Origin of the sequence: Nostoc sp., assembly GCF_036917275.1 — a bacterium.
Classification (GTDB): Bacteria; Cyanobacteriota; Cyanobacteriia; order Cyanobacteriales; family Nostocaceae; genus Nostoc.
Genome location: NZ_JBALDF010000032.1, coordinates 29093 through 41097, shown reverse-complemented (window position 1 = coordinate 41097; position 12005 = coordinate 29093). Strand labels below are relative to the sequence as shown.

The window sequence follows — 12005 nt, the reverse complement described above, 5'->3', positions numbered from 1 at the left end:
CTATTGCAGTAGTCTAAATTATATCTGGGTCGATATTTAACTCCCGCAGTTTTGCTGCCAAACGTTCTGCTTTTTGTTCTACCTGTTCTACTCTTAGTTGTGCTTGTTCTGCTGTTTCTTCAGGTGTTGGTACTAGTAGCCCATCTCGTGTAAAAAACCGCAATAGTCCCTGATAAATTCCCAAATATAACCCTAACTGATGACTCCACAAATATCCTTGTTCACTTGCTTGTAGAGGTTGATATTCTCCATCTACTAAATGAAATCCTGCAAACTCTTGTGTGTAAGGATCAAACCAAAAATAATCTGGTGTACGGAAACTCTCTTGATAAATTTTTTTCTTTAAATCTTTGTCAATCTTAGCTGTTGATTCAGAAAGAATTTCTAGAATTAGATTCGGATATTTGCCATATTCTTCCCAGACTACCCAACTTTTGCGGGTTTTACGTTCAGTTCCCAGCACTACAAAAAAGTCTGGTCCTCGGAAGTGTTCCGATTTCAGTTGGCGCGGACTGTAGTAGATAGTCAGGTTTCCCGCCGCATAAAAATCATTTCTGTCTCGCCATAGCCATTCCAGACATTTTAAAAGTAGGATTATTTGCCGTAGATGCAGTTCGGTTTCCAAGGGAGGCTCATCACTATATAAATCACCAGGGGGAAATATAACATCTTGGCAGATGCCTTTTTGATCATCTAATTCTTGAGCAATAGTCATAGATTGGATACGGGATCAAGTAGTTATAAATTTATTTTAGCAGGCTCATTTGCTAGTATAGGTTGATACTCTTCCTCTACTAAATGAAATCCCGCAAATTCTAGTGTGTAGGGGTCGAACCAAAAATAATCAGGTGTGCAGAAAGTATCTTGATAAATTTTTTACTTTAAATCCTTGTCAGTATTAGCTGTTGATTGAGAAAGAATTTCTAGAATTACATTTGGATATTTGCCATATTCTTCCCAAACGACCAACTTTTACAGGTTTTACGTTCAGTTACCAGCACTACAAAAAATGGATATTGAAACTGTCGAACAAATAATAGTAGGTATCAATGATCATCAAGTAGCACTTTGCTAATTTCCCATGATCTAAACTGAATTAATATTACTCAAAGTTTCAAGTTGAGAGAGCAAGCCTTAGAGGATGTTTGGAAAGTCTAATTTATTACTTGCCTTGGCGACTGGAAGTCGCACGCCAGGTGCTCATTACAGCCCTTCTCCTAAAGGAGACACTACGTGAACGAGCATCCTGCGGCAGGCGCATATCGCGTCACGTAAATCTATAACTCCCTAGCAGAAGCCGTAAAGCATACAGGCAAGTTATAATTCTCTTGCGGATCAACGTAACAAAAATTTATGAGTAACCCCCTTGTACAAGCCTTTTTCGTAGGCAGAGCGGTAGCTGAAGTAGTTAATGAGCGTTTAGAGGTCGTCTTGACCGATGCTTTGAGTGATCTGGGCAAATTTGATGCCGAAGCTAGAGAGCAGTTGCGCCAGTTTACAGAAGAAGTCCTAGAGCGGGCAAATCGGTCAGCAGAAGTTGCTAATGCTGGTCAACCTACCACAGGTAGTAGGCAACCCAGTTCTGATTCAGGTGACTTGCAAGCAGATATTGATGAATTACGAGCAGAAATTGCCCTGCTACGAACAGAATTGCAACATTATCGCCGAACTTCTGCATAAATTTAGTCGTTGGTCATTAGTCATTAGTCATTGAGCCAAAAATTATGCACAAATGACAAAGGACAAAACACAAATGGCACTTGATCAAAAACAGTTTAGGAATCAGAGTGTCTTTTCTTCTAAGTGATTCGGTTGCAAACCAACGGTACACACAGCATATGGAACAAGGTTATTCAGATAAGGCATACCGTTGGAATCGGGAAAAATACTCTAGCAGACGGCGTTTTGTGGACATTTGGTCTTTTGTCTTGACCTTATTGTTTAAACTTTGGCTATACAACAAATCTTGGAGTTATCCAGGTGGTGTGACTGAGGCAAAGCAAGCTGCAAGACGCAAAACCCAAGCAGTCTGGATTCGCAATACCCTGCTGGATTTAGGGCCAACCTTTATCAAAGTTGGGCAACTGTTTTCTACCCGTGCTGATATATTCCCTGGTGAATATGTAGAAGAACTAGCCAAGTTACAAGACAAAGTACCGGCATTTAGCTATGAACAAGTAGAAGCGACGATTGAGAAAGAACTAGGCAAGAAAATTCCTGAACTATTCCATAATTTTGAACCTATTCCCTTAGCTGCTGCTAGCTTAGGGCAAGTACACAAAGCTGTGCTGCATACTGGGGAATCGGTTGTTGTCAAGGTGCAACGTCCTGGACTAAAGAAGTTATTTGAAATAGATTTACAAATTCTCAAGGGAATTACCCGCTACTTTCAAAACCATCCTAAATGGGGACGGGGGCGAGATTGGTTAGGTATTTATGAAGAGTGTTGCCGCATTCTTTGGGAAGAAATTGATTATCTTAACGAAGGTCGTAACGCCGATACTTTTCGCCGCAACTTTCGCGGCTACGATTGGGTGAATGTCCCAAGAATATACTGGCGTTACGCCACTTCTAAAATACTGACCTTGGAATATCTTCCTGGAATTAAAATTAGCCAGTATGAAGCTTTAGAAGCAGCAGGTTTGGATCGAAAGGCGATCGCTCGTCAAGGTGCTCAAGCCTACTTACTACAGTTACTCAATAGTGGCTTTTTCCACGCCGACCCCCACCCAGGCAATATTGCCATTAGTGCAAGTGGTGCTTTGATATTCTACGATTTCGGCATGATGGGGCGAATTAAATCCAACGTCCGCGAAGGACTGATGCAAACACTTTTTGGTATTGCCCAAAAAGACGGCGATCGCGTTGTCCAGTCTCTGATCGATTTAGGCGCGATCGCACCAACGGATGACATGGGCCCAGTGCGGCGTTCCGTCCAATACATGCTGGATCATTTCATGGATAAGCCTTTTGAAAACCAATCGGTCGCGGCAATTAGTGACGACCTTTACGAAATAGCTTATAATCAGCCATTTAGATTTCCAGCAACCTTCACTTTTGTGATGCGAGCCTTTTCTACCTTAGAAGGGGTAGGCAAAGGTTTAGATCCAGAGTTTAACTTTATGGAAGTTGCCCAACCATATGCAATGCAGCTTATAACCGATATGAATGGTTCTGAGGGGAATAGCTTTCTTAACGAATTAAGTCGCCAAGCAGCTCAGGTAAGTAGTACTGCGTTGGGTTTACCACGTAGGTTAGAGGATACGCTAGAAAAGCTAGAACGGGGAGACATGCGCCTGCGCGTTCGGTCTATAGAAACTGAACGGCTGTTGCGGCGGCAGAGCAGTATTCAGCTCTCAATAAGCTATGCTCTGTTAATCAGTGGTTTCACACTTTCAGCTACGATCTTAGTGGTTAACAATTATCTATGGTGGGCACTAGTGCCTGGTTTAATTGCAGCAGGGCTTTCAGTGATCCTGATCCGACTACTTTTACGCCTAGACCGTTACGATCGGATGTATTAATTGTTGCAAAAAATTTATGAAACTTAATTTCACGGGTTTTACCGATCCGGGACTTATTCGTTCTAATAATCAGGATAATTACCATATCGACCCAGAGGGACGGTTTTTCGTTGTTGCCGATGGTATGGGTGGTCATGCCGGAGGTGAGGAAGCAAGTCGGATTGCCACTAGAGAAATTCAGGCGTATTTGCTGGCAAATTGGCAATCTTCTAAATCTTCTCAAGAATTGCTAGAGCAAGCTTTGTGGGGAGCCAATGAAGCGATTTTGCAGGATCAGCAAAATCATCCTGAACGCGGCGACATGGGTACAACGGTTGTAGCGGTAATTTTTCGCTCCCCAGAGTCGCCTTGGTGCGCTCATGTTGGCGATTCGCGGCTGTATCGCTTCCGAGAGTCGCAATTAGAACAGATAACAGAAGACCACACTTGGGTAGCACGGGCAATCAAAATAGGTGACATCACTTTAGATGAAGCACGATTACATCCTTTTCGTCATGTATTATCGCGCTGTTTGGGGCGTGAAGACTTGCATCAGATTGATGTGCAACCACTGGATGTAAAAGTTGGCGATCGCTTCCTGTTATGTAGTGATGGTCTCACCGAAGAACTTGTCGAACAGAAGATTGCTAGCTGCCTCCAAGACAGTCCTTGGCTTGATAAGGTCGCCATTTCTCTAGTTGAGGCTGCTAAGGAGCATGGAGGGCACGATAACATCACAGTTGTCATCGTCTCACTTGATTAAAAAGTTATGAGTAATTCAATTTTAGATTTTGAATTTTGGTGAAGCAGGGTGATGAGTCAGGTGCTAACAGAGGGTTTCCCGACTTGTACTCCTACGGGGAACCAAGAGCGTCTCCCTCAGGAAAAACGACTGCCGTTAGCGAGTATTCTGCTTACAGCCCTTCTCAAGACAAGAGACACTCTTGCGTTCGGGCATCCTACAACTGGCGTTAGCCTCTGGCAATGTGCTAATGGGAGACGCCATGCCGCAGGCTTTACACTGCGCTACCCTAGCGTCAGGGATTGAAGGAAAAATCTAAAATCTAAAATTCCGAATTAGTAAAGTTATGAGTTCTGACTCCTATTTGGTAGATATACTCAGCAATTTGTTCAATGTGAGCATTTTTCCTTTTTACAATTTGATACAAATATTTTTAGCCTCCAAAGTGATTTAGGAAGGCTGAATTTATATAAATTGGGAAATTGACATCTTGCACGTAATAAGGTAGAGCGACTATAATTCACGCTTATTACCATTCATTCCCTAACCTTCTTAAAATCCCTACCCTTCAAAGCTTCCTCCATAGTGGGAGAGACAGCATCTTAGTTTTTTTGTTTAAAAAAACTATCGAGGGTTAAGGATAACATCTGAACTTCTTTGCAAACGAGAGTTATGCAAAGCAGTTAGGAGTCGGGGAGGTAGTTATACTTATCTGAGTTCAAACGCAGCCTATTTTCCGGAATATGTCTCGGCTGACTTGGGTGGTATATCAGTAGGATTAGGTGCAAGATATCGAATCATAAAAAGTCCACATTTAGGATGTGGGCAATGTGTCAAACAATTGTTATCTTTCTTAATACGGAGGAACAAATGTTGGACAGTTATAAGTCCAAATATTATCCCATTTGGACTTTTGTGAGCGATATCATCTTTACGCGTTGTTTTTTCGGAGTTAAATTATGAGTCAACCAATGAAACTATCCTTAGAACAGCAATTCAGCATCTGCTCATTTTCTACTCAGGTGCAAAATATGAGCCACGATCAAGCTAAAGATTTTTTAGTCAAGCTATATGAGCAAATGGTCGTACGCGAGGCAACTTATCAAGAACTTCTTAAGCACCAGTGGGGCTTAGATTCCGGTTCCACTATGGCATAGAGTCGTTCTACTGTCGCAGTGGGCGACCTCCTTCTCTTGCTTGGTTCCAAGGAGGAAAACAGCTGGGGATGTCGGGGCGTCAACTTCGATAACTGATTCTGCAAAGGTTCGACAAAAATCCAAGTTCAAAAAACTAACAATGAGTAAATCTTTCAACGACACATCTGCTAAAGTCTAGACTTACTTTTCTTTTGTAGGACAAACTTACTGTTTGCTTGAGCCACACTTTCTTTTGGTTCGTCTAGTCTGCTGGTTAACCTGCGTAAATTTACAATCCCCCGAAATGATGTATATAGGAAGATTGACATGAGAATTTAGAAAGTCGTGATTTAGCAGCTAGTGTTTTCACTCTTTATACATATAACTAGAACTTACATCTTTATATATCTTTTGTTTATAAAAGTTTACATTCGCTGAGTGAGCACCCCTTAGTTGCATCTAAAATATGTAACATTAAGAAATTATTCCTAACGGGAAAAGTCGTATGCAGAATCTGTATCAATACTTTCCAGTTTTGCCAGAATTTGAGGTTTAATCTTTTCGTACTCGCTTTTGAGTAAGCTTTTACTAATTTGCGGGTCGGCAGAGGACATCATTGTATTGCTCATTGCGACCCACTCTTGCAGTCGTTGGCGCTGGGCAGAAGCGACGCTAGAAAGTAAGATATTGGTACAGCTATTTGGTGTTTCTCGTGCAAAGAATAACAGGCGGTAATAACCTGTGTGCTGTAGTAATCGAGTAATTTCTTGACCAAGGCTGGTTTTGAGATCAAGGTAATAAGGGAACCATTTAGCACTGTGTTTGTGGTTGTAAATGACAGTAATCCATAGCAGCATCGGATGGGGAATAGAGATGAACAGAAATTGGTTATAGCGGGTACACACTAAGCGCTTTTGAATTTCTTCTTGCGGTAGCATCACCCACAGGGCTGGTAAAATCTCTCCATTGGTATGAATGGGCTGGGGAAAGACAATATCGGCAATTGGTTTATTTTGAGGCCAGGAAATGGCACGAGCGATTTCATCGTTTGACGAGGATACCTGTAAATCGGCTTTTGTATTTTGTTCAAGCTCAGTGCTGACTGTAGTAGCAGGAACTAGCGCCTGATCTTGCTTAATTTCGCGTGTATGCTCAGGCTTTTCTAGAGACGCTAAAACTTTTAGGATTTCAGTGATACTTTGGGGGCGATCGCGTGCTACTTTAGCCAGACAGCTCATAACCAAATTTTCGATTTCTTTTGGTAGTTCTAATCCAGGCGCAACCTCAGCAAAAGAACGTGGTTTTTGATAGTGATGTGTTTTATACCATGCTCCAAAAGAATGAGATGGGACTACCAGTGGCATTTTGCCTGTGAGCATCTCAAACATCATAATTCCCAAACTATAAATATCAGCACGGTTGTCTAATTCTTTACCCTCCATCTGTTCGGGAGAAGAATAAGCCAATGTCCCCAAGTAGAATTTTGTATGGTCGCCATCTGACTGTAATAACTTTGCAATCCCAAAATCTAGAACTTTGACCAATTCTCCGAAACTGGCATCTTGAATCACCAGTATATTGCTTGGCTTGACATCCCGATGGATAATTGGGCAAATAGTACCCTCAACTGAGATGCCATCATGAGCGCACTGCAACCCCAGACTGAGTTGACGCGCCATACTCAAGAATCTTGGTAAAGGCAGTCGTTGCTTGCGAATAATACTGTTTAGGCTTTGTCCTTGTAAGTATTCCATGACGTAGAACGGGGTATTATTGTCGTCTACGCCATAGTCCATGACTCTGACAATGTGGATGCTTTTTTGCCCTAGTAAAGCACAGGTTTTTGCTTCTCGCTCAAAGCGGTCTTGCAATCGCATCTTTTCATTTTGGATTGATAGCGCCAGAAACTTAACTGCAACAGGTACACCCCCCAACAAATTATCTTTAGCACAATAAACTCGACCCATTGCTCCAGTACCAATTAACTCCTGGAGTTGGTAGCGTTTGCTGAGTAAGCGACCAATGTTGGGGTCTGACATAGAGAATTTGAATCCAAAAGCAGGTTGTAAGTATTTGGGAGGAAAAGTGCATTTAAACTGAGATTTGAATTATTGCGCCCAGAAATGACTTTCTAAGCTCGTACTGCAAAGCAGAAATGGAAGTCAAAAGTCAAAAAGCTTATAGGCTAGACTTTTCGGCTATTTTCAATCGTTGGTCTATTTACGCGGTGCTGTACTAGCTTTTTCCAGTCCTTTTTTAAAGCATTGAAACCATGAACTGGGAGTTTGCAATCGAGACGGTTATTACAACTAGTGCAACATGCCAGATCAAACAAGCAGAAAGGGTAAATTTAAGTAGGTGGGGGGAAAATTTATAAGTATGTCATTGCTAGTGAAACGGAGTGCAACGTACTCCTACGGAGAAGCAAGCTACGCGTAGCGTCTCCAAGAGTTGCAATCACAAGGACTTTGACGGTTTTACATTTTGTTACATAGTTAGGTTGATTCGTGCCTACCTACTTATAATGACGCTTTGTACCATTTTGCACTTTCATTGTGGTGTAATTTTAGTTTGCCCAATTTTGACTCAATAGATAACTATAGTAGCTGCCAAAAACCTTAATTAGGGAGCACCATACTCACCACAGAGTTCTGATAACTGAGTAATGAGTGCGGAGTTTTAAATATAAATAAAGCCTGATGAGATGACATGAAGCCCTGCTGGGCAGATTTTATCAGATCCAAGCCCTGATGTCTTGCAAACAATGCTCTAGTCTATTAGGATTTATAACTTTTATTTTAGTGAGCAATGATCCACAACTAAAGTTTTGCTTGATTAGTAGTTTCCTTTTACCTTCAATAAGACTGTCATCTGCCTTTGCTTTCTAAGTAGGGATAATCACAAATACTTATTGCCTGATCAGGTTTTTAACCTTAAGGCTGATTCTAAACTATGTAAAAGAATGTTTTAAAAGTCCCGATAAGTATAATTTGGCTATTATGACTTAAGTTAACTTCGACGATAAATCAAGGTTTTAGCCATATGCTGAGATACTTTGCTGTCCTAACTAGGAGAGGAAAAGACCCTTTTAAACCATCCTCTAAGGATGTATTATTTCTTGATAAAACTGTACTAATACTAATTGGTAGCTTTTCGTTTTTTATTTAGGTTATAAGACATGTCATAAACTGATTTATTACCCCTCACATAGTATTGAATTCGACGTTCGATAATAGTGTTAAATCGGGAAAGAAAATCAGGAAAAAAGTAGGGGTTTTCTCCCATTCTTCTTAATGCTGTTAACCATTTTCCTTGCTTTATAGGCACTACAACTTGAAAGTAAGCTAGATTTTTCTGATAAACTGCAAGATTAGAAGACAGAGCACGCATTAAAGCTGGATTTTTTTTCACAACTTCTTGTTGCATGAAAGAATTAGTAGCACTTATGTATTGATTTAGACGTAACAATATGCTTTGACGTACAAGAGAAATAGGGCGTGAGCGGTAGAAATAATAGGGTTCTGGCACAATAAAAAAGCGAGCGCCATTGATTAAGCATTTCAGATCAAGCCAAAAGTCTTCAGCTATGCTAAGGGTTTCATCGTACTCAATGCCGTGCTTAACCATAAATTCTCGTTTGAATATAGGCTTGCTTAAACCAAGACGCAACCCGGCTTTTCCATAGATATCAGTTTCCACAAAATAAATGAGATCAATTTGGAGAATTTTATCTATATGTTCTCCACTTTCTTGAATCAATGTACTCCAAGGAGATGTAGCACCATCTTTGATTAAATAAGGATCGTCAGCAATCATGTCTGCATTTGTTTCCTCTGCCAGCAACACAAGCTTTTCTAATCTTTCGGGAGCATACCAGTCATCTGAATCAAGAACAGCAATCCATTCTCCTTGGGCTGCTCTGAGGGCACGATTACGCGCAGCAGAAACCCCAAGGTTTTGTTGATTAACTATTACTTTGAGACGTTGGTCAGTAAAACTTTTAAGGACTTCTACAGTTTTATCACTTGAACCATCATCGACCACGATAACTTCAATATCAGTGAGCGTTTGCTCTAAGGCTGACTCTATTGCCTTGGCAATATAAGCTTCAGTATTATAAGAAGGGATAATGACAGATACTTTAGGATTCACGAAACTCAACTCCAGACTACACGGTTCGGTAAAAATGCTAAAATCCTGACAATAATTTGATAACTACTTTTTTAGTATACAACTCAGTAGGTTGGTGAAAATAAACGATCACTCCTTAAGGTCAGATATGAGACATTGAACGTTGCCAGAGTTGTTTGAGCAGTGGGCTTCCAGCCTAAGCATAAAGCGTTTAAGTTGACTGACGCTCTAGGCTAGCTTCCATTGTGTTAGTCAAAAAATGACCAGCCAAGATGCCACTACTGAGGTAATATGTATCTTCCGAAATCCGGTGGAGGGTTTCAAAGCCACTACGACGCTGACGATCGCCTAGTACCCAGTAACGCTGCACAATAGTATCTAAACCAATCCAGCCTTCACCTTCAACCTGCCCCAAAATATTATGTTGTAGTAAAAAAGTATACTGACGCTCTCCATCATGCAGCCGCCCCTTGTATTGCAGAGAGATTTCGGAGCGATCGCTACCTGGGAATATCAGCTTTGTAGCCATAGTGAACCAGTTATCTCGATTCCAAGCTACCAAGGTCATACCCTTGACGCTGATTGGCATACCATTACGTTCCAGCCAATTTCCTTGCATTGCCCAGCGTCCTGGTTCCAATAAAAAAGTATGAGCCACATTCTATATTCCCTGCCTTGATCGAGTGTCGCCAAGACTACAGTTATAGCAGTGTTGAGTTGCGAGTGCTGAATGAAGAAATTTTTTATCTTATTTATTGTTCCTGTCTCAGGACTCAGGACTGACCTTTGTGAATTTCTCCCAAAAGCACTTCTTGAGGTGCCCCAGTGGCAGTAGGTAGGTTGCCAGGAATACCCAAATTTCGCCAGTAGGCTAAAATCGCAAACGCGATCGCTTCTTTAAAATCTGCACTCAAACCGACTTCATCTGTAGTCCAGACTGGTATTGATGTCAATAATAACTGTAATCTTTGTTTCAAATAGAGGTTGCGACTACCACCGCCACATAATAGTACCCGTTGTGGCATTTCTGGTAAAAAAGTGCGGTAACTCTGAACAATTGAAGCAGCTGTAAGTTCCGTGAGAGTTGCCAGTACGTCGGCAGCATTAAGTTGGTATGCTTGGGCATCTTTTAAACACTGATGTAGGTAAGTCACACCAAATAACTCTCGACCAGTAGATTTGGGTGGCGGCAGATGAAAATAGTCTTGGTTGAGCCATTGTTCTACCAACGGCTGACAAGGAGTACCACTCGCTGCCCAATTGCCATCTTCATCGTAAGTTTTAGCACCAGCGCTTAAATGCTCTACTCCCAGATCCAACAGACTATTTCCTGGGCCAGTATCCCAAGCGCGAATTTTTGAGAGCCAGTCGCCATGCTGAGGCGGAATATAAGCAACATTACCAATACCACCAATGTTTTGAATACAACGCCCTTCTTCAGGATGACTGAGCAAATAGGCATCTACTCTGGGCACAAGAGGCGCACCATGACCACCAATAGCGATATCAGCAACGCGGAAGTTACTCACAGTTGTAATGCCTGTAAGATTGGCAATTAATGCACCGCGCCCTAGTTGGAGGCTGTAACCCAAGGGAGTGCTGTTAGCGGATAGCTGTTGTTTAGCCCCTGCTAAGTCAGAAATTAAGATTTTTCTCCTCCCCTGCTCCCCTGCTCCCCCAGGTGGTCGATGAAAAACCGTCTGACCGTGGGAGCCAATGAGAGTGGCTGGCTGATGACCAATTTGAATATTTTGGGCAGCTTGGGCAAAGACTTGAGCGATCGCATCATCTATTTCTGCCAATTCTGCCATTGAGATGGCAACGCCTGCACCAACTGCCAATATTCTTTCTCTGAGTTCGGCTGGATAAGGATATGTTGCCCCAGCTAGCAACTCAATTTTGATATCTAATTCTGTACCGGAAATCTCTACCAACGCAGTGTCTATGCCATCTACAGATGTGCCACTAATTAAACCTATAACGCGAGTAGGGACAGCAGCTTCTTCAGTTGGATGCATTGATAAAGATTCTTTTGTTAATTGCAAGAGGTAGTTTAATTCATGTTACTACCCATGTCAAAAAAAAACTAAGGTGGCATAGTTGACGGAGAAAGACGAATTGTGAGAGAAGGAGTTAGAGGCAGCCAACGGCTACCTGTCAAAGAACGTGGGATTCCCTTAAAGCAGAAAAAATAATTACGTTTCCAATTACAAAAATTCCAGAGTTATTAAAGGTATTAGAACTATCTAGATATATATATTATAAAAATTTATGTAATCAGTTGTCAGAAAGAAATTAGGAAGTTAATCACTCTAGCATTATGCAGATTATCTAATTACCTTAAAGAATAACCAAGGTAATCTTGATCATGAAATTGAAAAACTATTCAGCTAAAGTATAAACATAGGTTTTCAAAGGATTGGTATAGTCCAATCCCTCATACCTTCTTTATCTAGAACCAGAAAAATATAAACTACCTGCAAATCATAAAAT

10 protein-coding genes and 1 pseudogene are annotated in these 12005 nt (G+C 41.3%); 5 read left to right on the top strand and 6 right to left on the bottom strand.

Going from position 1 to position 12005, the window contains the following annotated elements:
- Positions 1 to 13: 13 nt before the first annotated feature.
- Complete coding sequence (locus V7K35_RS11410) at positions 14 to 715, bottom strand: Uma2 family endonuclease (RefSeq protein WP_335079002.1); 702 nt, start codon at positions 713 to 715, stop codon at positions 14 to 16.
- 44 nt (positions 716 to 759) lie between these two features.
- Positions 760 to 1010 (bottom strand): annotated as a pseudogene (locus tag V7K35_RS11405) (Uma2 family endonuclease); the annotation flags it as partial.
- A 343-nt stretch (positions 1011 to 1353) separates the two neighbouring features.
- Here V7K35_RS11405 and V7K35_RS11400 point away from each other — a divergent pair.
- The 5 genes from V7K35_RS11400 (at position 1354) to V7K35_RS11380 (ending at position 5402) form a co-directional block, all read left to right on the top strand.
- On the top strand, positions 1354 to 1680 hold the full coding sequence (locus tag V7K35_RS11400; protein WP_335079000.1) for a DUF6825 family protein: 327 nt from the start codon (positions 1354 to 1356) through the stop codon (positions 1678 to 1680).
- Between the two features lie 158 nt (positions 1681 to 1838).
- Positions 1839 to 3524: an ABC1 kinase family protein gene (locus tag V7K35_RS11395; RefSeq protein ID WP_335079622.1), complete on the top strand. Its 1686-nt coding sequence runs from the start codon at positions 1839 to 1841 to the stop codon at positions 3522 to 3524.
- A 16-nt stretch (positions 3525 to 3540) separates the two neighbouring features.
- Positions 3541 to 4266 carry a PP2C family protein-serine/threonine phosphatase gene (locus tag V7K35_RS11390; RefSeq protein ID WP_334792784.1) on the top strand — a complete coding sequence of 242 codons (726 nt, stop codon included), beginning with the start codon at positions 3541 to 3543 and terminating at the stop codon, positions 4264 to 4266.
- A gap of 51 nt (positions 4267 to 4317) precedes the next feature.
- Positions 4318 to 4551, top strand: coding sequence for a hypothetical protein (locus tag V7K35_RS11385; RefSeq protein ID WP_335078998.1), 234 nt, complete (start codon positions 4318 to 4320; stop codon positions 4549 to 4551).
- Positions 4552 to 5204: 653 nt separating this feature from the next.
- On the top strand, positions 5205 to 5402 hold the full coding sequence (locus V7K35_RS11380; protein WP_334792782.1) for an NblA/ycf18 family protein: 198 nt from the start codon (positions 5205 to 5207) through the stop codon (positions 5400 to 5402).
- A 467-nt stretch (positions 5403 to 5869) separates the two neighbouring features.
- Here the strand turns inward: V7K35_RS11380 and V7K35_RS11375 are convergent, their stop codons facing one another.
- From V7K35_RS11375 to V7K35_RS11360, 4 genes are all read right to left on the bottom strand, one after another.
- On the bottom strand, positions 5870 to 7420 hold the full coding sequence (locus V7K35_RS11375; RefSeq protein WP_335078996.1) for a serine/threonine-protein kinase: 1551 nt from the start codon (positions 7418 to 7420) through the stop codon (positions 5870 to 5872).
- Between the two features lie 1099 nt (positions 7421 to 8519).
- Complete coding sequence (locus V7K35_RS11370; protein ID WP_335078994.1) at positions 8520 to 9533, bottom strand: glycosyltransferase family 2 protein; 1014 nt, start codon at positions 9531 to 9533, stop codon at positions 8520 to 8522.
- 190 nt (positions 9534 to 9723) lie between these two features.
- Positions 9724 to 10170 carry a hypothetical protein gene (locus V7K35_RS11365; protein ID WP_273762642.1) on the bottom strand — a complete coding sequence of 149 codons (447 nt, stop codon included), beginning with the start codon at positions 10168 to 10170 and terminating at the stop codon, positions 9724 to 9726.
- Positions 10171 to 10285: 115 nt separating this feature from the next.
- Positions 10286 to 11530 (bottom strand): anhydro-N-acetylmuramic acid kinase, encoded by a 1245-nt coding sequence (locus V7K35_RS11360; protein WP_335078992.1) that lies wholly within the window; start codon positions 11528 to 11530, stop codon positions 10286 to 10288.
- Positions 11531 to 12005 lie beyond the last annotated feature (475 nt).

What these genes read in the sequence shown, in the direction of transcription:
- V7K35_RS11410 (WP_335079002.1), bottom strand. Translation starts at nt 715, where the DNA reads ATGACTATTGCTCAAGAATTAGATGATCAAAAAGGCATCTGCCAAGAT.
- V7K35_RS11400 (WP_335079000.1), top strand. Translation starts at nt 1,354, where the DNA reads ATGAGTAACCCCCTTGTACAAGCCTTTTTCGTAGGCAGAGCGGTAGCT.
- V7K35_RS11395 (WP_335079622.1), top strand. Translation starts at nt 1,839, where the DNA reads ATGGAACAAGGTTATTCAGATAAGGCATACCGTTGGAATCGGGAAAAA.
- V7K35_RS11390 (WP_334792784.1), top strand. Translation starts at nt 3,541, where the DNA reads ATGAAACTTAATTTCACGGGTTTTACCGATCCGGGACTTATTCGTTCT.
- V7K35_RS11385 (WP_335078998.1), top strand. Translation starts at nt 4,318, where the DNA reads ATGAGTCAGGTGCTAACAGAGGGTTTCCCGACTTGTACTCCTACGGGG.
- V7K35_RS11380 (WP_334792782.1), top strand. Translation starts at nt 5,205, where the DNA reads ATGAGTCAACCAATGAAACTATCCTTAGAACAGCAATTCAGCATCTGC.
- V7K35_RS11375 (WP_335078996.1), bottom strand. Translation starts at nt 7,420, where the DNA reads ATGTCAGACCCCAACATTGGTCGCTTACTCAGCAAACGCTACCAACTC.
- V7K35_RS11360 (WP_335078992.1), bottom strand. Translation starts at nt 11,530, where the DNA reads ATGCATCCAACTGAAGAAGCTGCTGTCCCTACTCGCGTTATAGGTTTA.